The 23,407-nt window shown below is 51.6% G+C and carries 19 protein-coding genes and 1 other RNA gene; 11 read left to right on the top strand and 9 right to left on the bottom strand.

Going from position 1 to position 23,407, the window contains the following annotated elements:
- Positions 1–72: 72 nt before the first annotated feature.
- The 8 genes from ABVN36_RS06105 to garD form a co-directional block, all read right to left on the bottom strand.
- Complete coding sequence (locus ABVN36_RS06105; protein WP_001083899.1) at positions 73–846, bottom strand: DeoR/GlpR family DNA-binding transcription regulator; 774 nt, start codon at positions 844–846, stop codon at positions 73–75.
- Positions 847–956: 110 nt separating this feature from the next.
- Positions 957–2,000 carry a galactitol-1-phosphate 5-dehydrogenase gene (gatD, locus tag ABVN36_RS06100; protein ID WP_198908278.1) on the bottom strand — a complete coding sequence of 348 codons (1,044 nt, stop codon included), beginning with the start codon at positions 1,998–2,000 and terminating at the stop codon, positions 957–959.
- Positions 2,001–2,043: 43 nt separating this feature from the next.
- Entirely contained in the window at positions 2,044–3,417 is a 1,374-nt protein-coding gene (locus ABVN36_RS06095; protein WP_000490604.1) for a galactitol-specific PTS transporter subunit IIC, read from the bottom strand.
- A gap of 3 nt (positions 3,418–3,420) precedes the next feature.
- Entirely contained in the window at positions 3,421–3,705 is a 285-nt protein-coding gene (gene gatB, locus ABVN36_RS06090; protein WP_000824293.1) for a PTS galactitol transporter subunit IIB, read from the bottom strand.
- Between the two features lie 30 nt (positions 3,706–3,735).
- Entirely contained in the window at positions 3,736–4,200 is a 465-nt protein-coding gene (gene gatA / locus ABVN36_RS06085) for a PTS galactitol transporter subunit IIA (protein ID WP_000080445.1), read from the bottom strand.
- A gap of 14 nt (positions 4,201–4,214) precedes the next feature.
- Positions 4,215–5,486: a tagatose-bisphosphate aldolase subunit GatZ gene (gatZ, locus tag ABVN36_RS06080; RefSeq protein WP_001805535.1), complete on the bottom strand. Its 1,272-nt coding sequence runs from the start codon at positions 5,484–5,486 to the stop codon at positions 4,215–4,217.
- Between the two features lie 119 nt (positions 5,487–5,605).
- On the bottom strand, positions 5,606–6,460 hold the full coding sequence (locus ABVN36_RS06075; RefSeq protein WP_000469979.1) for a tagatose bisphosphate family class II aldolase: 855 nt from the start codon (positions 6,458–6,460) through the stop codon (positions 5,606–5,608).
- Positions 6,461–6,717: 257 nt separating this feature from the next.
- Positions 6,718–8,289, bottom strand: coding sequence for a galactarate dehydratase (gene garD, locus ABVN36_RS06070; RefSeq protein ID WP_023138261.1), 1,572 nt, complete (start codon positions 8,287–8,289; stop codon positions 6,718–6,720).
- A gap of 529 nt (positions 8,290–8,818) precedes the next feature.
- Between garD and garL the strand changes: the two genes are divergently transcribed.
- The 4 genes from garL (at position 8,819) to rnpB (ending at position 12,155) form a co-directional block, all read left to right on the top strand.
- Positions 8,819–9,589, top strand: a complete 771-nt coding sequence (gene garL, locus ABVN36_RS06065; RefSeq protein ID WP_001057715.1) for a 2-dehydro-3-deoxyglucarate aldolase — start codon at positions 8,819–8,821, stop codon at positions 9,587–9,589.
- A 25-nt stretch (positions 9,590–9,614) separates the two neighbouring features.
- Entirely contained in the window at positions 9,615–10,505 is an 891-nt protein-coding gene (gene garR / locus ABVN36_RS06060; RefSeq protein WP_000178106.1) for a 2-hydroxy-3-oxopropionate reductase, read from the top strand.
- Positions 10,506–10,602: 97 nt separating this feature from the next.
- Positions 10,603–11,748: a glycerate 2-kinase gene (gene garK, locus ABVN36_RS06055; RefSeq protein ID WP_023138260.1), complete on the top strand. Its 1,146-nt coding sequence runs from the start codon at positions 10,603–10,605 to the stop codon at positions 11,746–11,748.
- A gap of 32 nt (positions 11,749–11,780) precedes the next feature.
- An RNA gene (rnpB, locus tag ABVN36_RS06050) (RNase P RNA component class A) lies at positions 11,781–12,155 on the top strand.
- Positions 12,156–12,384: 229 nt separating this feature from the next.
- Here rnpB and ABVN36_RS06045 read toward each other — a convergent pair.
- Entirely contained in the window at positions 12,385–12,612 is a 228-nt protein-coding gene (locus ABVN36_RS06045; RefSeq protein WP_001747714.1) for a hypothetical protein, read from the bottom strand.
- Positions 12,613–13,325: 713 nt separating this feature from the next.
- Here ABVN36_RS06045 and tdcA point away from each other — a divergent pair.
- The 7 genes from tdcA to ABVN36_RS06010 all read left to right on the top strand — a co-directional run bounded on the left by tdcA (position 13,326) and on the right by ABVN36_RS06010 (position 23,386).
- Complete coding sequence (gene tdcA / locus ABVN36_RS06040) at positions 13,326–14,264, top strand: transcriptional regulator TdcA (RefSeq protein WP_001094907.1); 939 nt, start codon at positions 13,326–13,328, stop codon at positions 14,262–14,264.
- Between the two features lie 97 nt (positions 14,265–14,361).
- Positions 14,362–15,351, top strand: coding sequence for a bifunctional threonine ammonia-lyase/L-serine ammonia-lyase TdcB (tdcB, locus tag ABVN36_RS06035; RefSeq protein WP_000548368.1), 990 nt, complete (start codon positions 14,362–14,364; stop codon positions 15,349–15,351).
- Between the two features lie 20 nt (positions 15,352–15,371).
- Positions 15,372–16,703 carry a threonine/serine transporter TdcC gene (gene tdcC, locus ABVN36_RS06030; protein ID WP_000108129.1) on the top strand — a complete coding sequence of 444 codons (1,332 nt, stop codon included), beginning with the start codon at positions 15,372–15,374 and terminating at the stop codon, positions 16,701–16,703.
- A 66-nt stretch (positions 16,704–16,769) separates the two neighbouring features.
- Positions 16,770–17,978, top strand: a complete 1,209-nt coding sequence (tdcD, locus tag ABVN36_RS06025; protein ID WP_001001854.1) for a propionate kinase — start codon at positions 16,770–16,772, stop codon at positions 17,976–17,978.
- A 33-nt stretch (positions 17,979–18,011) separates the two neighbouring features.
- Positions 18,012–20,306: a formate C-acetyltransferase gene (gene pflB, locus ABVN36_RS06020; protein WP_023138715.1), complete on the top strand. Its 2,295-nt coding sequence runs from the start codon at positions 18,012–18,014 to the stop codon at positions 20,304–20,306.
- Positions 20,307–20,375: 69 nt separating this feature from the next.
- Positions 20,376–21,740: an L-serine ammonia-lyase gene (gene tdcG, locus ABVN36_RS06015; RefSeq protein WP_023138716.1), complete on the top strand. Its 1,365-nt coding sequence runs from the start codon at positions 20,376–20,378 to the stop codon at positions 21,738–21,740.
- Positions 21,741–22,054: 314 nt separating this feature from the next.
- Positions 22,055–23,386, top strand: a complete 1,332-nt coding sequence (locus ABVN36_RS06010) for an amino acid permease (RefSeq protein WP_000443189.1) — start codon at positions 22,055–22,057, stop codon at positions 23,384–23,386.
- The last annotated feature ends 21 nt before the right edge of the window (positions 23,387–23,407 follow it).

The following is a 23,407-nucleotide window of genomic DNA, read 5'->3' as shown; positions in this document are numbered from 1 at the left end:
GGGCGGTGATAGCGGACCGGACCTTTCCTTCGGGCTTACTCTCGCGATCAGCAACGCATAACCGACTCCTTTTTAGACGATCATTAATTCCACGCCTGTTTTCGCTAATGCCGCTTTATCCTGTTTGCTGATGGTGTCATCGGTTATCACACAGTCGATCTTGTCCATCGGCAATACCTGGTTAAAGCCGCGACGGTTAAATTTGGTCGCGTCCAGTACCGCGATAACTTTGTGTGCAGCCGCCGCCATGACGCCGCTAATGGAATAACCTTCGTTAAACGTGGTAATACCGTTTGTCGCATCAATGCCATCCGCCCCGACAAACATGACATCGGCGCTGATGCCGTGTAGCGATCGTTCCGCAATCGTGCCGTGCATTGAGTGGGTTTTATGCCGTACCGTACCGCCGCAGACCACCAGCGTGAGATCTTTATTTTCTGATAGCGTAAAAGCGGCAGGCAAGCTGTTAGTGATCACCGTAATATTGCTTTTTCGCGCGAGCGCTTCCGCAATCAGTAATGTTGTGCTCCCGCTATCCAGAATGATGGTCATTCCTTCTTCAACCATTGCCGCAGCCGCCTGGGCAATCCGCTTTTTCGGATCGCTGGCGAGTTGATACCGATCTTCCAGAATGACTTCCTGATTGTCGCCTTCCGCCAGATGACTTCCCGGTTTTGCCGCGCCGCCATGAAAACGGGTGACAAGGCCTTTCTCTTCCAGCAGACGCAGGTCAGCACGGATAGTCACTTCAGAAATACCAAAGGTATTTGAAAGATCCATCACCAGCACGCTGCCTTGCGTATTAATCAGGTCGACAATTTTATTTCTTCGCTCAAATGAGTTCATATTGATTTGCCTGATAATTAACTGTAACTAGTTTAAACGAAGGATTGCGAAAGGTGAACGCTAAATTTCGAAAGGAAATGTGAGCCAGCGCAGGTTGCTGGCTCGTACCATCAGGAAAGTTGAAGTAAGATTTTGCCCTGCATGGGCGCGCCATTAAGCGCTTTGACTGCTTCTGCAAAGCTTTCCGCATCGCCGCGATGGGCAATGAGAGGGGCCAGTTGAAGACGTTTTTCAGCCAACAGGCGCGCTGCGGTTTCCCATTCCTCTCCTGGCCATGGCGCGGAGTAGTTCATCCAACTGCCGAGGAGCGTGAGCTCTTTACGCAAAATTAACCCGAATGTACGCGTTGTCAGGGTGAGATCGTGATGTAACGTCCCCACCAGCGCCAGTTGCGCGCGCGGCCCGGCGATATCGATAGCCAGCGAGACGGTCTGGGGAGTTCCTGCCGTTTCGAGAACCAGTTGATCAAACTGAATGTCGGACAACGCGGTCTGGATGTCGTCTGCGGTCATTTCCCGGCTATTACAGGTATGCGTTGCGCCGAGCGCTTTCGCCAGTTTCAGTTTCTGCGGATTGATATCAATCGCCGTTACGCTTCGCGCGCCCAGTTCCCGCGCGCACTGTAAGGCCAGCAGGCCAATTGTCCCGGCACCAACGATAATTACGTTTTTCCCCTCGCAGCCCTGCGCCAGATGAAAGGCGTGTAAGCCCACGGTAATCGGTTCGATAAACGCGCCATCTTCAATTGACATATCAGACGGCAAGCGGAAAAGATTGGCCCGTTTGACCACCACATATTCCGCATTACCGCCTTCGCTGCGCGATCCTACAAACTGATACTGTTTGCATAAAGAAAAGTAACCGCGTTCGCATTGCGGACAGTGAAAGCAGGGAAGAAGCGGGACACAAGCGACGGCATCGCCGGGCTGCATATCCGTTACGCCTGTGCCGTAGGATTCAACGTAGCCGCTGAATTCATGACCTAACGTAATAGGATAATAATGGGCGCCCTGCGCGAAAATACGCGGGATATCCGACCCGCAAAGCCCTGAGCTAACGACCTTGACCAACACATCGTCCTCGGCTTGCAGTTGTGGTAAGGGGCGTTCTTCAACGCGCACGTCTCCCTCAGCGTGAATAACCACTGATTTCATAACATTCTCCAGGAAGGTGAGGGGAGCGATTGCTCCCCTAAAATTAAGAGGCGATTTGACTTTGCTGTAGCGCCGTGGCTTTCTCAGCCGCGACAAACTGTCGGGCGCGACGCCAGGTCAGCAGTACGCCAGCCAGATAGATAATGGCAATGACGGCGAAGCCGACGATATTCTGCCAGGTAAAAAGTTGAATCAGCAGCCAGGTGATGGGGGAACCGCCCTGATCCAGCGAGGCGACTTGTCCGCCAGCTTTTAGCGCTCCGGCATTGGCAGCCAGTTGGGTATGCAGGCCAATCGTCTGGGTGGCTATCCACAGGGTGATACCCATAATAATGACACCTGAAATCAGCGTGCGGAACAGGTTGCCCTGGTGTACCGCAACCGCCATCGCAATAAAGAAACCGATGGTGGCGAGGTCGCCGAACGGCAGCACCTGGTTCCCCGGTACTAAGACGGCAATCAGGATGGTCAGCGGAATGAATATCAGGCTCGCGGAGACAACAGAGGTATGACCGAGCAGTAGCGCTGGATCAAGGCCTATCAGGAACTCCTGCCCGCCAAATTTGGCCTGTAGACGTTTACGCGCATGTTTGGCGATAGGCGTTAGGCCATCCATAATAGGTTTAATGACGCGTGGCATAAGCAGCATCACCGCTGCGGTTTTGACCGCCAGTTGCAGAACGGCTTTGGTGTCGTAGCCTGCCAGTACACCAATCACCAGCCCCATCACGAAGCCGACAGTCACCGGCTCGCCAAACGGTCCGAAGCGTTTCTGGACATCGTCTGCGCTAAAGTGAATACGATTGAGGCCCGGAATTTTTTCGATAATGGTATCAACGAGCACCGCCACGGGGCCCAGGTACGCGGATGAACCGTGTGGGATTGCAATCCCCTCCAGGCCAAAATAGTCGCGGGTATCTTTGGCAAACCAGTCCCCCAGTTTGTAGACAAAGGCGGCATGAACCACAACGCCCAGAATCCCCAGCCAGTATGAACCGGTCGCCAGATGCAGCATGGCGCCCGTGAAGGTCATGTGCCAGATATTCCAGATATCGACATTCACCACGCGGGTCATGCGGGTCACCAGCATCAGGACGTTAACCCCGATGGCGACAGGGATCGCGACCAGCGCGATTTGTGACGCCCAGGTCATGGGCGATGAACCTGGCCAGCCGACGTCAATAACGTGGAGATTGATTTGGAAATGTTCCGCCATGGCTTTCGCCGCGGGGCCGATAGAATCCAGCATCAGGCCGATGACCAGACCAATACCCACGAAGCCGATACCAATATGCAAACCCGATTTAAAACAATCCCCAAGCTTCATTCCCAGCAGTTTAGAGAACACGATGATCACCAGAGGCAACATCACCGTTGGGCCTAAGTCGAGGATATAACGCATTATTTCGCTAAACATACGTTACCCCATGAGAATGGACAGAATTTTTTGCTGTAATGCTTCAATACCCACGCCGGAAACAAAAGGCATACCGTGAACGACGGGAATATCGCCGAAGGCGCGATCGACCCTGGCAGTGGTACAGATAAGATCGGCGCCGTCCATATAGGTTTCGATTTCGGTGACCCGGCATTGCACTAAGTCGAGCTCAATATGGTTGGCATCACATAGCTCTTTAATTTCTTCCGCAGCCATCGTTGAGGTTGCAACCGCACCGCCACAGGCCACAATTACTTTACGTTTCATAGGGTATTCCTCATTATTATCAATTTATTATCAAACCTGGACGCACTGCTCAGGCTCAAGGATGGTTTCCTGAAAGCGTATCGCCAGTTCGGCATCCGGCGCGCTTAACAGGGCATCGAGGGTGCTTGGGTTCTGTAGCTCACTAAACAGGCGGCGCAGAAGTTTTAGCTGTGCCGCCGGGTTTTCAACGATTAAGGCGATGATTAACGAAACGGCAATCTCTTCGTCATCATCCGCCTGTTGAAACATGACCGGCTTATCTGGACGAATCAGATAGATAGCGGGTGATTTCGCATGAACCGCCTCGCAATGAGGGATAGCGACGGCGTGACGCTCCAGCGCAATGCCGGTAGGAAAAGACGCTTCACGTTCCACCAGCGCCTGCGGATAACTATCATGTACCACGCCTTTCGCCAGCATCTCTTTGCCAATGTGCGCCAGCGCCTGTTGGCTCGAGTCGAATGTGATTCCGGTTCGGACAAATAGTTGGCTCATAAATTCTCCATTATTCAGGCGACATCCGGCGTGCAACCGAAGCGATAAGCGCGCAGAACATCCTGAATTTTGTCAATAATCAGGTTATGCGGCGTGGGGGTGAGCACGCCCTCAGACAGGCGTTCAAACTGTACGGGCATAAACTGGCTAATTAATCCCAGCGGCAATGTGACGTTATTCAGATTGGCGATTAACTTCTCTACGCTTTGACGAATACGCGGGTGCGGCCAGTAATAGCGAATACGGTCAGACAAACTAAAGTGGATGTCGACCATCGCCTGGCTCCAGGTTGGACGGTAGTATTTTTTCCAGTAGCCTGGCTCGTTTAGCATAACTTCATCAATGACCTCCAGTACCCGACTACGTTGTTCCGGGGAGATCAGCTCGTTTTCCATTTGCGCAAGTGCGAAAATGGCTTCGCGCAGCGCGAAAGTGAGCGCCGGGCCGACCTTCAGAATGGCGTAATGATCGCGTACCAGCGCACGGTAGGCCTGGCGAGTTTGGTAATCGGTGGAGTGCGCTTCATAGACCATCGGCGTTTCTTTTATCCAGTCGGAAAGCGCTTTAGCGGCCTGCGGTTGATAGTGGATAATCTGTGTATGGTCGAATTCTACGCCCGGCTGTACGACAATCGCGATAACCCGGTTCAATGCCTCCTCCAGCCCCAGGGCGCGAAAAGCAGCCTGATGCGTTTGCAGCGTGCGAGCCGCATCCTGTTCGCGGGTAACATGTACGGCGTTAATGGCGCTGGCTTCTCCGCCCGGAACCGGAACTTCAGTGCCGATAACATAGGTTAAATGGCGTTTTTGTTCGTCGGTCGCCGTCGTTTCCGCTGCCTGGCAAAGCAGGGCGGCGCGTTTAGCGACAACCATTGGGTCCAGCGGCGTCGGGTCGTCAGCGCAGGACATAGAGGCATCAAGATGGATTTTGCTAAACCCGGCAGCGACGTAAGCCTTAATGAGTTCGACGGATTTTTCCATCGCCGTATCTGCAGGTTCGTTTTGCCAGCAGTTAGGTCCCAGGTGATCGCCGCCTAAAATAAGCCGTTCGCGTGGAAAACCCACTTCCTGGGCGATGCCATAGACAAAATCACGAAAGTCAGCCGGTTTCATGCCGGTATAACCGCCAAACTGATTAACCTGGTTAGAGGTCGCTTCGATCAGAACTTTGTTCCCGCTATTCAGATCAAAACGTAATGCGGATTCAATCACCAGCGGGTGTGCTGAACATACGGAACAGATCCCTATCTGTTCTCCTGCTTTGTGACGAGAAATTATTTCTTTCACTTCTGGCTCCGATATCTTTTGTTTATCTTCATAATATTTTTGGTTTGAAGGCAAAGGATAATAATGGCTTTCGTGATCCAGCTATGAAAACGCCCTTTGCCGTGCTAAATCCGGGGGCTTTAGAGCTTCCCTTCACAACCGCAGTCGGCAATCACTTTACGTACAACCTCTTTCATGGCCGCTTTCGCCGGGATCATGTAATGGCGGGGATCGCTGGCCTCTGCGTGTTGCGTTAAATAGTTTTTAAGCGCGCCGGAAAAGGCGATTTTAAGCTCGGTCGCGACGTTAACTTTGCAGATGCCCAGCGAAATAGCGCGGGTAATATCGCGGGTCGGCAGGCCAGAGGCGCCGTGAAGGACTAAGGGGACATCAACCCGCTGACGAATTTCCGTCAGTCGTTCAAAATCAAGTTTTGGTTCAGCGGTGTAGAGGCCATGAGCGGTGCCGATAGCAATGGCTAACGAGTCGATACCCGTTTTTTCTACAAATTCCCGGGCCTGTTCCGGATGGGTATAAAGCGCATCTTTGCCGTCAACGATAAGATCGTCTTCCTGCCCGCCGAGACGCCCAAGTTCAGCTTCAACGCTGACATCGTAGCGATGACAGTAATCAACCACGCTTTTCACCAGCGCAATATTGTCGGCAAAGGGGAAATGCGACCCGTCGATCATGACCGAGCGTACCCCGGCGGCGACTTTCATTTTGATGTCGGCCAGTTTTTCATGATGATCGAGATGTACCGCGAGAGGATGGTTCCAGCTTTTCGCCAGTTCTGCGGCGATGGCCACGATATTACCGACGCCTGCGTAGCTAAAGGTGCCTGGCGTACCGGCGACAATCAGCGGAGAGCGCAATTCTGCGGCGGTTTCCACCACCACTTGCAATGTCTCCAGATTGTGGATGTTAAACGCCGGCACAGCATAACCTTCCTGCTGCGCCTTCTTTAGCATTGTTCTGCCTGAAATGATAAACATCCTTCCTCCGAAATCTTTCGTTTGTTTTCTTTGAAAGAATTTATAGGCTTTCGGAATGTTTTTTTGTGATTTTGATCTGATAAATGAAAGTTTCGAAATAAAATGGAAGTTATCGAAAGTCAGGCATAAAAAAAGCATGTCGGGCAGACATACTTCAGGCTACAGACTAAGGGCGAAAAAATACCGGGTAGCGCTGGCGCTTACCCGGTCTACAGATTATGCGGTTATACCCTGGTCGGAGAAGGGTACTGACTGGATCAGGTCACTGGCGCCGGGTTAAATATCGCCAGTTGGTTATGTAGGCCCCACTGGTCCGAGAAAGTCTTTTTCCGGCCGCTGGCGACATCGAGAATAAAGTGAAACAGCTTCCAGCCCACATCTTCGATTGTCTCTTCACCCGTGGCGATGGTGCCTGCATTGATATCCATTAAGTCATACCAGCGGTTCGCCAGCTCGGTACGCGTCGCCATTTTAATGACCGGCACCGCCATCAGCCCGTACGGCGTGCCGCGTCCGGTGGTAAAGACCTGTACGGTAATGCCGGAAGCGACCTGCTGCGTGCCGCAGACGAAATCGCTGGCGGGCGTCGCGGCGTAAATCAGGCCGCGTTTGGTGGGGCGCTGGCCCGGTGACAATACTTCGACAATGGCGCTCTTACCCGATTTAGCGATAGAGCCCAACGCTTTTTCCACGACGTTCGCCAGTCCGCCTTTTTTGTTGCCAGGGGAGGGGTTAGCGCTGCGATCGGTTTTCCCCATATCAAGGTAGTTATCGTACCAGGCCATTTCATCCAGCAGGCGTTTACCCACGGCTTCGTTGATGGCGCGCGGCGTCAGAAGATGAATGGCATCGCGCACTTCGGTGACCTCCGAGAACATGACGGTCGCGCCGCAGCGTACCAACAGATCGGAAGCATAACCCACCGCCGGGTTTGCCGTGACGCCGGAAAACGCATCGCTGCCGCCGCATTGCATCCCGACGACCAGCTCGGAGGCCGGGCAGGTTTCGCGCTGGCGCTGGTTCAGTTTCGTCAGATGGCGTTCGGCGACCCGCAAAATATCGTCGACCATTGATTTAAAGCCGACATGCTGCTCGTCCTGTAAACGCACAATACTGGCGCTTTCAACGGCGATGGCGGGAACATCCTCGGTGCCTTCCAGCAGCCGTTCCGGCTGCAGTTTTTCGCAACCGAGGCCAATCACCATCACTTCGCCGCCAAAATTGGGGTTGAGCGCGATATTATGAATCGTGCGAATCGGCACGACCGCCGCCGGCGCGTTGATTGCCACGCCGCAGCCGTACAGATGGTTTAGCCCTACAACGCCATCGACATTCGGGTATTTGGGCAGGAGATCGCGCTCAATCACTTTCACCACATAATCGACCACGCCCGCCACACAGTGCACGCTGGTGGTAATGCCAAGCAGATTTTTGGTGCCGACGCTGCCATCGGCGTTACGATAGCCCTCAAACGTGTAGCCTTCCAGCGGCGGCAGCGGTTCCGGTACTTTGGTCGCCAGCGGTAGCGTATTCAGCGGCGGCGCTTTTGGCAGTTCAACCAGCGACTCGTCGATCCAGCTTCCGTGCGGGATGTCGCGTACCGCATAACCGATGACTTCGCCATAACGGATGATTTCGCCGTGAGCGGGGATATCCGTCAGAGCAACTTTATGGCCTTGCGGAATATGTTCAGTCAGTTCCAGGCCATCCGGAAAACGTGTTCCGGCTTTAAGACCGTGGTCATTAACAATAATTGCGACATTATCGGTTTCATGTACTTTTATATAAAACGCCGATGGCGATTCCTGGCGAATTTCGATATTGGCCATTGTTCAACATTCTCCAGCCTGGATGATAGAAATAGGATTATCTATTTTGGTTATGGTTAAATCGTTAAATCTCAATATAAGAAATAAAGTTCATGCATAATGAAATAAGAATGACAGGAGTATAAATATAAGAATGTGATCCAGATCACCGCAAATTATGAAATTTTTTATGCAGGCCGGGTAAAGCGTAAATGTGTGCATTAGCGCCCAGTATCATGGGCGTATGCTCAAAAATAAGCGTTAAATAATCCCTTTTTAATGAGCGTTTGCACAATGATTATCCGCCATAGGCTGTTTATACTGAATGGCGAATTCAGTGTATCTGACGAGTTATTTGAAAATACCATGATAATAATAAAAGACGATAAAGATATCAGAACGGTATATTGTGCTACAGGATGTGTACCACATTAGAAATAGAATGCGGAGACCCATTCTGATTTCAGATAAGCATTTTATTGTCGTTGCTATAAGTTATGGTGGCGGCATCACATGTAGAGAATTAAAGAAATAAGCGAAGGTATAAGCGATGAATAACGCTATTTTCCCGAATAAGTTTAAAGCGGCGCTAGCGGCGCAACAGGTGCAGATTGGCTGCTGGTCTGCACTGGCAAGCCCAATCACCACCGAAGTTCTCGGTCTGGCGGGATTTGACTGGCTGGTGCTGGATGGCGAACATGCGCCGAACGATGTGACCACCTTAATTCCGCAGTTAATGGCATTGAAAGGCAGCGCCAGCGCGCCTGTGGTACGTGTGCCAACCAATGAACCGGTCATTATCAAACGGATGCTGGATATTGGGTTTTATAACTTCCTGATCCCCTTTGTTGAAACGCAAGAGGAAGCGGCTCGCGCCGTCGCCTCGACGCGTTACCCGCCGGAAGGCATTCGCGGCGTCTCCGTTTCTCACCGCGCGAATATGTTCGGTACGGTGCCTGATTACTTTGCGCAGTCGAACAAAAACATCACCATTATTGTTCAAATCGAAAGCCAGTTGGGTGTCGACAATGTTGATGCCATCGCCGCAACGGAAGGCGTTGATGGCATTTTTGTCGGCCCCAGCGATCTGGCCGCCGCGCTGGGTCATCTCGGCAATGCTTCTCACCCTGACGTGCAGCAGACGATTCAACATATTTTCGCCCGCGCTAAAGCGCACGGTAAACCGTGCGGCATTCTGGCGCCGGTAGAGGCGGATGCCCGCCGTTATCTGGAATGGGGCGCGACCTTTGTCGCCGTTGGCAGCGATTTAGGCGCATTCCGCGCCAGCACGCAGAAGCTTGCCGACACCTTTAAAAAATAATCCTGGTATGGAAAGAGAGAACGCTATGACGATGAAAGTTGGCTTTATTGGCTTAGGCATCATGGGTAAGCCCATGAGCAAAAACTTACTGAAAGCAGGGTATTCGCTGGTGGTGTCCGATCGTAATCCTGAAGCGATTGCCGACGTCATTGCCGCAGGCGCGGAAACGGCCTCTACGGCGAAGGCGATCGCTGAACAGTGTGACGTCATCATCACGATGCTGCCTAACTCTCCGCATGTGAAAGAGGTTGCGCTGGGCGAGAACGGTATCATCGAAGGCGCGAAGCCGGGAACCGTATTGATTGATATGAGTTCTATCGCGCCGCTGGCAAGCCGTGAAATCAGCGATGCGCTGAAGGCGAAGGGCGTTGAGATGTTGGATGCGCCGGTCAGCGGCGGCGAGCCGAAGGCGATTGATGGCACGCTGTCGGTGATGGTGGGGGGCGATAAAGCCATTTTCGACAAGTACTACGACCTGATGAAAGCGATGGCGGGTTCCGTGGTGCATACCGGCGATATCGGCGCAGGCAACGTCACAAAACTGGCTAACCAGGTAATCGTGGCGTTGAATATCGCCGCCATGTCTGAAGCGCTGACGCTGGCGACTAAAGCGGGCGTCAACCCGGATCTGGTCTATCAGGCGATTCGCGGCGGTCTGGCTGGCAGCACGGTACTGGATGCGAAAGCGCCGATGGTCATGGACAGAAACTTTAAGCCAGGTTTCCGTATCGATCTGCACATTAAAGATCTGGCGAATGCGCTGGATACCTCCCACGGCGTTGGCGCGCAGCTCCCGCTGACCGCCGCCGTTATGGAAATGATGCAGGCGTTACGCGCGGATGGACACGGTAATGACGACCATAGCGCGCTGGCGTGCTACTACGAAAAACTGGCGAAAGTGGAAGTCACTCGCTAACGACGTTGTGCCCGGATGGCGTGTAGCGATCCGGGCCTGAATTTCAGGCTGGATAAGTGAAACGCCATCCGGCGTTGTGCAGTAACAGGCTACCACTATGAAAATCGTAATTGCCCCCGACTCCTACAAAGAAAGCCTTTCTGCCGCCGAGGTAGCGCAGGCGATAGAAAAAGGATTTCGGGAAATTTTCCCCGATGCGCAATATGTCTCTGTTCCGGTTGCCGATGGCGGCGAAGGAACGGTCGAAGCCATGATTGCCGCGACGCAGGGCGTTGAACGCACCGCATGGGTGACCGGGCCGTTGGGTGAAAAAGTGAAAGCCTGCTGGGGAATGTCCGGGGATGGTAAAACCGCGTTTATTGAAATGGCGGCGGCCAGCGGACTGGCGCTGGTTCCACCAGAAAAACGCAACCCTTTGATTACTACCTCGCGGGGAACGGGGGAGCTGATATTGCAGGCGCTGGAAAGCGGCGCAAGCAATATCATTATCGGCATTGGCGGCAGCGCGACAAATGACGGCGGCGCAGGGATGATGCAGGCGCTGGGCGCAAAACTGCGCGATGCAAACGGCGCGGATATCGGTTACGGTGGCGGAAGCCTTCATTGTCTAAGCGACATTGATATTTCAGAGCTCGATCCCCGTTTAAAACTCTGCGCTATTCGTGTCGCTTGCGATGTGTCTAATCCTCTGATCGGCGACAACGGCGCATCACGAATTTTTGGGCCGCAGAAAGGCGCGACCGAAGAGAACATTGTTGAGCTGGACAGAAATCTTGCTCACTATGCCGACATCATAAAAAAATCGCTGAATGTCGACGTAAAGGCGGCGCCCGGCGCAGGCGCGGCAGGCGGTATGGGGGCGGCGTTAATGGCTTTTCTCGGTGCGGAATTACGCAGCGGGATCGAAATTGTCACGGCGGCACTGAACCTGGAGGAGCATATCCACGACTGTACGCTGGTGGTGACGGGAGAAGGGCGGATTGATAGCCAAAGTATTCGCGGTAAAGTGCCGATTGGCGTCGCGAATGTGGCGAAAAAATATCATAAGCCAGTGATTGGCATTGCCGGCAGCCTGACGCACGATGTAGGGGTAGTGCATCACTATGGCATCGACGCTGTCTTTAGCGTACTCACGCGCATCGTGACGCTGGAGGAGGCTTTTCGGGGCGCTTTTGACAATATTTATCGGGCATCCAGAAATGTTGCTGCCGCTCTGGCGATAGGAATGCGCAGCGCAGGGTGACAAAGTCGCGCGAACCCTCTATACTGCGCGCCGAAGCTGACCAGACAGTCGCCGCTTCGTCGTCGACCTTTCGGGGAGACGGGCGGAGGGGAGGAAAGTCCGGGCTCCATAGGGCAGGGTGCCAGGTAACGCCTGGGGGGGAAACCCACGACCAGTGCAACAGAGAGCAAACCGCCGATGGCCCACGTAAGTGGGATCAGGTAAGGGTGAAAGGGTGCGGTAAGAGCGCACCGCGCGGCTGGTAACAGTCCGTGGCACGGTAAACTCCACCCGGAGCAAGGCCAAATAGGGGTTCATAAGGTACGGCCCGTACTGAACCCGGGTAGGCTGCTTGAGCCAGTGAGCGATTGCTGGCCTAGATGAATGACTGTCCACGACAGAACCCGGCTTATCGGTCAGTTTCACCTCTTCATGCAAAAACCCGTCAGTGTAAGCTGGCGGGTTTTTGCTTTTACAGGGCGGCAGGATGAATGACTGTCCACGACGCTATACCCAAAAGAAAGCGGCTTATCGGTCAGTGTCACTTCTTCATAAAACCCGTCAGTGTAAGCTGGCGGGTTTTTGCTTTTACAGGGCGGCAGGATGGATGACTGTCCACGACGCTATACCCAAAAGAAAGCGGCTTATCGGTCAGTTTCACTTCTTCATAAAACCCGTCAGTGTAAGCTGGCGGGTTTTTGCTTTTACAGGGCGGCAGGATGGATGACTGTCCACGACGCTATACCCGAAAGAAAGCGGCTTATCGGTCAGTTTCACTTCTTCATAAAACCCGCTTCGGCGGGTTTTTGCTTTTACAGGGCGACAGGATGAATGACTGTCCACGACACTATACCCAAAAGAAAGCGGCTTATCGGTCAGTTTCACCTCTTCATAAAATCCGCTTCGGCGGGTTTTTGCTTATCAGGCCGGTGAAGGGTATAGAGGTTGCAGAAGACGCCAGCGTCACTATCCGGCAATTAATTGACAGCCGTGGTGACATAATATTATTCGTTTTTGTGATGAGAAACACAAAACGCTATGGATTGCGCTCTTTTTAGTTGAAGTGAAAAGCAATCGATTTCTTTCACAAAATTACATCCTGAAAAACAGCAAGAAAACGGTGTAAATTATTTGTTGTAAATGAAAATTAAATGTATGAAATATTTTGGTTAAAATTTTATTAAATGTTTCTTTACAAACAAATAAGGTAAAAAAATGTGACGCGTAACGGTTTTTAAGCGCATTTACCTTCGGTTTATACTTAAATTTGAGAAATTACGTTTTAAATTTAACGCTGGAATTGTCGATAAAATGTCCCGTAATTGATTGAAATATCGCCTTCATGGGATGTCGAAAATAGGAGATAAAATAGGCTGGTTATCGCCATAATATATCGTTATCCCGACCCTATTTTTTGATTGAAATCAGACTAAGTTGCTGTTTTATTTTTGTAACTCATTGAAATAACAGATTTTATTTATTTAATAAAGACCATGTAAAAATTGCGGCAAGTTAATTTGTGAGTGGTCGCACATAACCTTTAAGATTTAATTTGCTACACTTCCTGCCGTTCACAATGTTATTTCAGAGCGGTAGATATGAATACTCTTGTTCTCCCTAAAACACAGCATTTGGTGGTCTTTCAGGAAGTCATTAGAAGTGGTTCTATCGGTTCTGCCGCAAAATCGTTAGGGTTAACCCAACCCGCCGTCAGTAAAATCATTAGCGATGTTGAGGCCTATTTTGGCGTTGAGCTAATTGTACGTAAAAATACCGGCGTTACGTTGACCGAAGCGGGACAGGTACTGCTTTCCTGGTCTGAATCTATCACCCGCGAAATGAAAAACATGATCAACGAGATGAACAGTATGACGTGCAATACCGTTGTCGACGTCTCGTTTGGCTTTCCTTCGCTGATTGGCTTTACCTTCATGTCCGATATGATTCATAAGTTCAAAGAGGTCTTTCCAAAAGCGCAGGTATCCATGTACGAAGCCCAGCTCTCTTCATTCCTGCCGGCCCTGCGCGACGGGCGGCTGGACTTTGCTATCGGTACGCTCAGTAATGAAATGCAGCTACAGGATCTGCATGTCGAGCCGCTGTTTGAATCAGAGTTTGTCCTGGTAGCCAGCAAGTCCCGAACATGCACCGGCACCATCACACTGGAATCGTTAAAAGACGAACAGTGGGTGTTGCCGCAAACGAATATGGGCTACTACAGCGAATTACTCACCACTCTACAACGAAATGGCATCAGCATCGAAAACATTGTTAAAACAGATTCCGTTGTCACAATATATAATCTTGTTCTCAATGCTGATTTCTTAACTGTTATTCCCTGCGATATGACCACGCCTTTTGGCTCTAATCAATTTATCACGATACCAATCAAAGACACATTACCCGTCGCACGTTATGCGGCGGTATGGTCTAAAAATTATCGTATCAAAAAAGCCGCTTCAGTATTAGTAGAATTGGCTAAGCAATATTCATCATATAATGGATGCAGACGCAGGCAGTTAATAGAAATTGAATGATATGGAATAAACATATTTAGCGAAATTGACGCCACCTGTTTCTTTTGAACAGTGGGCAACGGTAACTTATTTTTAATACCCAGGTTAAGAGGTTATAATGCACATTACATACGATCTCCCGGTTGCAATTGAAGATATCCTCGAAGCGAAAAAAAGACTGGCGGGGAAGATATATAAAACGGGAATGCCTCGCTCTAACTATTTTAGTGAACGTTGCAAAGGCGAAATATTTCTCAAGTTTGAAAATATGCAGCGTACGGGTTCATTTAAAATTCGTGGCGCTTTTAACAAACTTAGCTCGTTAACGGAGGCGGAAAAACGTAAAGGCGTCGTGGCCTGTTCCGCAGGTAATCATGCACAGGGCGTTTCTCTTTCTTGCGCAATGCTGGGTATTGACGGCAAAGTCGTGATGCCGAAGGGCGCGCCAAAGTCAAAAGTGGCGGCCACCTGTGATTATTCGGCGGAAGTGGTGCTCCACGGTGACAACTTCAATGACACCATTGCTAAGGTGAGTGAAATTGTCGAAACCGAAGGCCGCATTTTTATTCCGCCTTACGACGATCCAAAAGTCATTGCCGGGCAGGGCACTATTGGTCTGGAAATTATGGAAGATCTGTACGATGTCGATAATGTCATCGTGCCTATTGGCGGCGGTGGTTTAATTGCAGGTATTGCCATTGCGATTAAATCGATTAACCCAACCATTAAAGTTATCGGCGTACAGGCCGAAAATGTTCACGGTATGGCGGCGTCTTATTACGCCGGCGAAATAACCACGCACCGAACGACCGGCACCCTGGCGGATGGTTGTGATGTCTCCCGCCCGGGTAATTTAACCTATGAAATTGTTCGTGAATTAGTCGATGACATTGTTCTGGTTAGCGAAGATGAAATTCGTAACAGCATGATCGCTTTAATTCAGCGCAATAAGGTTATTACTGAAGGCGCTGGCGCACTGGCCTGCGCCGCACTATTAAGCGGGAAATTAGATAGTCATATTCAGAACAGAAAAACGGTCAGTATTATTTCTGGCGGCAATATCGATCTTTCTCGTGTATCACAAATTACGGGTTTAGTTGACGCTTAATCTTTTCGTGAGGATAGGATATGAGTACTACTGATAGCATTGTATCCAGCCAGGCAAAACAGTCGTCATGGCGTAAATCGGACACGACGTGGACGCTGGGTTTATTTGGTACCGCCATTGGCGCCGGGGTGCTGTTTTTCCCTATCCGCGCCGGGTTTGGCGGGCTTATCCCCATTCTGCTGATGCTGGTTTTAGCTTACCCCATTGCGTTCTATTGTCACCGGGCGCTGGCGCGTCTGTGTTTATCCGGATCTAATCCGTCCGGCAATATTACGGAAACGGTCGAAGAGCACTTTGGTAAAACGGGCGGGGTAGTTATCACGTTCCTTTACTTCTTTGCGATTTGTCCGCTGCTGTGGATTTATGGCGTCACCATCACTAACACGTTCATGACGTTTTGGGAAAACCAGTTGCAGATGCCAGCGTTGAATCGCGGTTTCGTGGCGCTGTTCTTGCTGCTGCTGATGGCCTTTGTGATCTGGTTTGGTAAAGATCTGATGGTTAAGGTGATGAGTTACCTGGTATGGCCGTTTATCGCCAGCCTGGTGCTAATCTCATTATCGCTGATTCCTTACTGGAACTCGGCGGTTATCGATCAGGTTGATCTCAGTAATATCGCGCTGACCGGGCACGATGGCATACTGGTTACGGTGTGGCTGGGCATCTCTATCATGGTGTTCTCCTTTAACTTTTCGCCCATCGTCTCTTCCTTCGTGGTGTCTAAGCGGGAAGAGTATGAGAAAGAGTTTGGCCGCGAATTTACCGAGCGTAAATGTTCACAGATCATCTCGCGCGCCAGTATGCTGATGGTCGCCGTGGTGATGTTCTTCGCCTTTAGCTGCCTGTTTACGCTCTCTCCACAGAACATGGCGGATGCGAAAGCGCAGAACATTCCGGTACTTTCCTACCTGGCCAACCATTTCGCCTCTTTGTCGGGGACAAAATCTACTTTTGCAACGGTGCTGGAGTATGGCGCGTCTATCATCGCGCTGGTTGCTATTTTCAAATCTTTCTTCGGTCACTACCTGGGGACGCTGGAAGGGCTGAACGGCCTGGTGCTGAAATTCGGTTATAAAGGCGATAAAACCAAAGTCTCTATGGGCAAGCTTAACACCATCAGCATGATCTTCATTATGGGGTCTACCTGGGTCGTAGCTTACGCAAACCCGAACATTCTGGACCTGATTGAAGCGATGGGCGCGCCGATTATCGCCTCGCTGTTATGCCTGCTGCCGATGTACGCCATTCGTAAAGCGCCGTCGCTGGCGAAGTACCGTGGTCGTCTGGATAACGTGTTCGTCACCCTGATTGGTCTGCTGACCATCCTGAATATTGTCTACAAATTGTTCTAATCCTCACGTTTAGCCTGCGTTCCGCCCCAGGGCGTGGACGCAGGCTGACATCGACGGAGGCACTACATGAATGAATTTCCGGTCGTTCTGGTCATTAATTGCGGATCATCTTCTATCAAATTCTCTGTACTGGATGTCGCTACCTGTGATGTTTTAATGGCGGGAATAGCAGATGGGATGAATACTGAAAACGCCTTTTTATCTATTAATGGCGATAAGCCGATAAACCTCGCGCACTCTAATTATGAGGACGCGTTAAAAGCCATTGCCTTTGAGCTGGAAAAACGTGATTTAACGGATAGCGTGGCATTAATTGGTCACCGTATCGCGCACGGTGGAGAGCTATTTACGCAGTCCGTCATTATTACCGATGAGATTATCGATAATATTCGTCGGGTATCACCTTTAGCGCCGCTGCATAATTACGCTAATTTAAGCGGCATTGACGCGGCGCGGCACCTTTTCCCGGCCGTGCGTCAGGTGGCGGTATTTGATACCAGTTTCCACCAGACGCTGGCGCCGGAAGCCTATTTGTACGGATTGCCGTGGGAATATTTTTCCAGCCTGGGTGTGCGTCGCTACGGCTTTCACGGTACGTCGCATCGCTATGTTTCGCGGCGCGCGTATGAACTGCTTGACCTCGATGAAAAAAACTCGGGTCTGATTGTCGCGCATCTGGGCAATGGGGCGTCTATCTGCGCGGTACGCAATGGTCAGAGCGTGGATACCTCAATGGGGATGACGCCGCTTGAGGGGCTGATGATGGGTACTCGCAGCGGCGACGTTGATTTCGGCGCGATGGCGTGGATAGCCAAAGAAACCGGGCAGACGTTGAGCGATCTGGAGCGAGTGGTGAATAAAGAGTCCGGTTTGCTCGGCATCTCCGGGTTGTCATCCGACCTTAGAGTCCTGGAAAAAGCCTGGCACGAAGGACATGAGCGCGCCCGGTTAGCGATAAAAACATTTGTCCACCGTATCGCCCGTCATATTGCCGGACACGCGGCATCGTTACATCGGCTGGATGGCATTATTTTTACCGGCGGTATTGGTGAAAATTCAGTATTAATTCGCCAGTTGGCCATTGAACATTTGGGCGTACTGGGGCTTACGTTAGACGTTGAAATGAATAAGCAGCCGAATTCTCACGGCGAGCGCATTATTTCCGCTAACCCTTCTCAGGTTATTTGCGCTGTTATTCCCACGAATGAAGAGAAAATGATTGCCCTTGATGCCATTCATTTAGGCAACGTGAAAGCACCAGTGGAATTTGCATAACTTAACGGCTGTTCTGTAGAGAGATTATTTTTCATGAAGGTAAATATCGATACCAGCGATATGCTGTATGCCGAAGCATGGCGTGATTTTAAAGGTACGGACTGGAAAGAAGAAATTAATGTCCGTGATTTTATTCAGCATAACTATACGCCCTATGAGGGGGATGAATCTTTTCTCGCCGACGCGACGCCAGCGACCACGGCGTTGTGGGAAAAGGTGATGGCGGGAATACGTATCGAGAACGCGACCCATGCGCCGGTGGATTTCGATACCAACATCGCGACGACGATTACCGCGCACGATGCGGGGTATATTGAAAAAGAGCTGGAAAAAATCGTCGGTTTACAAACGGATAAGCCGCTTAAACGCGCTTTGCATCCGTTTGGCGGCGTTAACATGATCAAAAGTTCATTCCACGCTTATGGCCGCGAAATGGACGCCGATTTTGAATATACCTTTACCGACCTGCGGAAAACCCATAATCAGGGCGTATTCGATGTTTACTCGCCGGATATGCTGCGCTGCCGTAAATCCGGCGTATTAACCGGTTTGCCGGATGGTTATGGTCGCGGGCGCATTATTGGCGATTATCGTCGTGTCGCGCTGTATGGCATCCGTTATCTGGTGCGCGAACGCGAGCTGCAATTCGCCGATCTGCAGTCGAATCTGGAGCAGGGACAGAATCTTGAGGCGACGATTCGCCTGCGTGAGGAGTTGGCGGAGCATCGTCGCGCGCTGCTGCAAATGCAGGAGATGGCGGCGAAATACGGCTACGATATCTCCCGCCCGGCGCGGAACGCGCAGGAAGCGGTACAGTGGCTCTACTTCGCTTATCTGGCGGCGGTAAAATCGCAAAATGGCGGTGCAATGTCGCTGGGAAGAACCGCCTCGTTCCTTGATATCTACATTGAGCGCGATTTCAACGCGGGTCTTCTGACAGAGCAGCAGGCGCAGGAGCTGATCGACCATTTCATCATGAAGATCCGCATGGTGCGCTTCCTGCGCACGCCGGAATTTGATTCGCTCTTTTCCGGCGATCCGATCTGGGCCACCGAAGTTATTGGCGGGATGGGGCTTGATGGCCGCACGCTGGTGACGAAGAACTCTTTCCGTTATCTGCATACCCTGCACACGATGGGGCCAGCGCCGGAGCCGAACCTGACCATACTGTGGTCAGAAGCGTTGCCGGTGGCATTCAAGAAATATGCTGCGCAGGTCTCCATCGTGACCTCATCTTTGCAGTATGAAAACGACGATTTAATGCGTACCGACTTTAACAGCGACGATTATGCTATCGCTTGTTGCGTCAGCCCGATGGTCATCGGTAAGCAGATGCAGTTCTTCGGCGCGCGCGCCAACCTTGCCAAAACGTTGCTGTACGCTATCAATGGCGGCGTTGATGAGAAACTGAAAATCCAGGTTGGGCCGAAAACCGCGCCGTTAACGGATGAGGTGCTGGATTACGACACGGTAATGGAGAGCCTCGACCATTTTATGGACTGGCTGGCGGTGCAGTACATTAGCGCGCTGAACATCATTCACTACATGCACGATAAGTACAGCTATGAAGCTTCGCTGATGGCGCTGCACGACCGTGATGTGTATCGGACGATGGCGTGCGGCATCGCCGGACTGTCGGTGGCGGCGGATTCCCTGTCCGCCATCAGGTACGCTCAGGTGAAACCGATTCGCGACGAAAATGGCCTTGCCATCGACTTCGCTATTGAAGGCGAGTATCCGCAGTACGGCAACAACGATGAGCGCGTGGACAGCATCGCCTGCGACCTGGTGAAACGCTTTATGCAAAAAATTAGCGTGTTGCCGACGTATCGCAATGCGGTGCCGACGCAGTCCATTTTGACCATCACCTCGAACGTCGTGTACGGGCAGAAGACTGGCAATACGCCGGATGGACGCCGCGCCGGAACGCCGTTCGCGCCGGGGGCGAACCCGATGCACGGTCGTGACCGCAAAGGAGCGGTAGCCTCGCTGACGTCGGTGGCGAAACTGCCGTTTACCTACGCCAAAGACGGTATTTCGTACACCTTCTCGATTGTGCCTGCGGCGCTCGGGAAAGAAGATGCGGTGCGGAAAACCAATCTTGTCGGCCTGCTGGACGGCTATTTCCATCATGAAGCACAGGTAGAAGGCGGGCAGCATCTGAACGTCAATGTCATGAACCGTGAAATGTTGCTGGATGCGATTGAACATCCGGAAAACTACCCGAACCTGACGATCCGCGTTTCCGGCTATGCCGTGCGCTTCAATGCGCTGACTCGTGAGCAGCAACAGGACGTTATTTCGCGCACCTTTACTCAGGCGATGTAACGTGAACGGGGCGATCGTGTGGATCGCCCCGCGACGGATCTTCACTGAACGGTAATCTTAGGGGGAGATATGATTAGCGCATTTGATATTTTTAAGATTGGCATTGGACCTTCAAGCTCCCATACCGTAGGGCCAATGAATGCAGGAAAATGTTTTATCGATCGGCTGATCGACAGCGGCGACCTGCCGCGAACGACGCGCATCACGGTTGATCTTTACGGATCGCTATCGCTGACGGGCAAAGGCCACGCGACCGATACCGCCGTCATTATGGGCCTGGCGGGCAATACGCCGCAGGATGTCAATATTGATAGCATTCCGGCGTTTATCCAGGAGGTTGCCCGCAGCAGCCGTTTATCGGTGGCGGGTGGCGCGCATGTGGTGGATTTTCCCGTCGCCGACAGTATTTTCTTTCACGCTGAAACCCTGGCGCGCCATGAAAACGGTATGCGTATTACCGCCTGGCACGGACAAACGCCGCTTTTACACAAAACGTATTACTCTATTGGCGGCGGCTTTATTGTCGAAGAGGAACGCTTTGGCCAGTCGCACGACGTAGAAAAATCGGTGCCGTATGATTTTCATTCCGCCAGCGAACTGTTGACGCTGTGTGAAAGACAGGGGTTCTCGGTTTCCGGCCTGATGATGCAAAATGAACTGGCGTTGCGGAGCAAAGAGCAGATTGACGCTGGCTTTGCCCGCATCTGGCAGGTGATGGCGACCGGAATTGAACGTGGCATGAATACTGAGGGCGTGCTGCCGGGGCCGCTGAACGTTCCACGCCGAGCGGTAGCGTTACGGCGTCTGCTGGTCTCCAGCGATAATCTTTCCCGCGATCCGATGAACGTCATCGACTGGATTAACATGTTCGCCCTGGCCGTGAGCGAAGAGAACGCGGCGGGCGGGCGAGTGGTCACCGCGCCGACCAACGGCGCGTGCGGCATTATTCCTGCGGTGCTGGCCTATTACGACAAATTCCGTCGTCCGGTCAATGCCAACTCTATCGCCCGCTATCTGCTGTCGGCGGGGGCGATTGGCATGCTGTACAAGATGAACGCCTCGATATCCGGCGCGGAAGTGGGGTGTCAGGGCGAGGTTGGCGTCGCGTGTTCGATGGCGGCGGCGGGGCTGACAGAACTGCTGGGCGGCAGCCCGGCGCAGGTCTGTATTGCGGCGGAAATTGCGATGGAGCATAACCTTGGCCTCACCTGTGACCCGGTGGCGGGTCAGGTACAAATCCCTTGTATTGAACGTAATGCGATTAACGCCGTTAAAGCGGTAAATGCGGCGCGAATGGCGCTACGCCGTACCTCTGAGCCGCGGGTTTCGCTCGATAAAGTGATCGAAACCATGTACGAAACGGGTAAAGACATGAACGACAAATATCGCGAGACGTCGCGCGGCGGTCTGGCGATTAAAGTCGTTTGTGGATAGGCCCGACAGGCGCAGAGTAAGCAGGCTATGGGATAACGCAGAAGACAGAAGCTGAGAAAAGGGCGCACCAACGTGCGCCCTTTTTTGTTGTGATATGCGTCAAATAGAGAAAATAACAACATTAAACCAATAGTAAATAGAAAAAAATTCTTAACCCACAAGAAATGCAGGCGTTTTATTGGTAAGTTTTTCTCTTATCGTGCGCGTATGATTTTCTTATTACAAGAAAGTACCTGCACCTCACGTTCTGCATATCGCCTTGCTGCGGCACGAAAAATAAAAAAACCTCTACCTACACATTGAGCGAGAATTCTATGGAATCGGCTAGTAATACCAGCGTAATCCTCGACGCATCAGCCCCGGCGCGTCGGGCAGGGATGACAGAAAGCGAATGGCGTGAAGCCATCAAATTTGATAGTACCGACACCGGTTGGGTCATTATGAGTATCGGGATGGCGATCGGCGCAGGGATCGTTTTTCTTCCTGTCCAGGTTGGCCTGATGGGACTTTGGGTCTTTTTACTCTCTTCTATTATTGGCTATCCGGCCATGTACCTGTTCCAGCGGCTGTTTATTAATACGCTGGCGGAATCCCCGGAATGTAAAGACTACCCCAGCGTGATCAGCGGCTATCTGGGCAAAAACTGGGGTATTTTATTAGGCGCGCTGTACTTTGTGATGCTCGTCATCTGGATGTTCGTCTATTCTACGGCGATTACTAACGACAGCGCCTCTTATCTGCATACTTTCGGCGTAACGGAAGGATTACTTTCCGATAGTCCATTTTATGGTCTGGTGCTGATCTGCATCCTGGTAGCGATTTCCTCACGCGGTGAAAAATTACTGTTCAAAATCTCCACCGGCATGGTGCTGACCAAGCTACTGGTAGTGGCGGCGCTGGGCGTCTCTATGGTGGGTATGTGGCATCTGTATAACATTGGCGCGCTGCCGCCGATGGCCCTGCTGATTAAAAACGCCATTATTACCCTGCCATTTACGCTGACCTCGATTTTATTTATCCAGACGTTAAGCCCAATGGTGATCTCTTACCGTTCACGCGAAAAATCTATTGAGGTCGCACGTCATAAAGCGCTGCGCGCCATGAATATCGCGTTTGGCGTCCTGTTCGTTACCGTCTTTTTCTATGCGGTTTCCTTTACCCTGGCGATGGGGCATGACGAAGCGGTGAAAGCCTATGAGCAGAATATTTCCGCCCTGGCGATCGCCGCGCAATTTATTAGCGGCGATGGCGCAGGCTGGGTCAAAGTGGTTAGCGTAATTCTGAACATCTTTGCCGTCATGACCGCCTTCTTTGGCGTTTACTTAGGATTCCGCGAAGCGACGCAAGGCATTGTGATGAATATCCTGCGCCGCAAAATGCCCGCCGAGAAGATTAAGGAAAATCTGGTACAGCGCGGCATTATGATTTTCGCTATTTTGCTGGCCTGGAGCGCCATTGTGCTCAACGCGCCGGTACTGAGCTTCACCTCTATTTGTAGCCCTATCTTCGGTATGGTGGGCTGTTTAATTCCGGCATGGTTGGTCTACAAGGTTCCCGCATTGCACAAATATAAAGGCGCTTCGTTGTACCTGATTATTATTACCGGTCTGCTGCTATGCGTTTCTCCGTTCCTGGCATTCTCTTGATATACCTGAGATTAAGGTTGT

Source organism: Salmonella sp. SJTUF15581 (assembly GCF_043356775.1).
Taxonomy (GTDB): Bacteria; Pseudomonadota; Gammaproteobacteria; order Enterobacterales; family Enterobacteriaceae; genus Salmonella; species Salmonella enterica.
This window is presented reverse-complemented; position numbering and strand designations above follow the sequence as displayed.